The 339-nt window shown below is 59.6% G+C and carries 2 pseudogenes; both read right to left on the bottom strand.

The window, feature by feature from the left end:
• A pseudogene (locus INT12_RS31595) lies at positions 1-134 on the bottom strand (hypothetical protein); the annotation flags it as partial.
• Positions 127-210: pseudogene (locus INT12_RS31070) on the bottom strand (nucleoside triphosphate pyrophosphohydrolase); the annotation flags it as partial. The pseudogenes INT12_RS31070 and INT12_RS31595, both read right to left, overlap by 8 nt.
• Between the last annotated feature and the right edge of the window lie 129 nt (positions 211-339).

Here is a 339-nt window from a genome sequence, read left to right as displayed (position 1 = left end):
CATGGGGTACGGTTGCGCCGCGTCTCGATGATGTTCGGCAACTGGGAAATCCGCCCCAGCAACCGCCCCAACGCGTCCAGCCCCGGAATCTCGATGGTCAGGGACATCAACGCGGTGTTGTCCTCCTGTTTGCTTGATGTCCCACGGGCACCCGTATTGCGGGTCGCGCAGGCGATTCATCAGGTGCAGCAGGTCTTCAAGTGAATACATCTTTCTATTCCCGATCAGGTATGAACACCGCCGATCAACTGTGGGAGGGGGCTTGCCCCCGATTGCGGTGGATCAACCAAGAATCTGGTACCTGACACTCCGCTTTCGGGGGCAAGCCCCCTCCCACCT

This window comes from Pseudomonas sp. K8, from assembly GCF_014889455.1.
Lineage (GTDB): Bacteria > Pseudomonadota > Gammaproteobacteria > Pseudomonadales > Pseudomonadaceae > Aquipseudomonas > Aquipseudomonas veronii.
The sequence above is the reverse complement of the archived record's forward strand: the minus strand, read 5'-3'. Positions and strand labels throughout refer to the sequence as shown.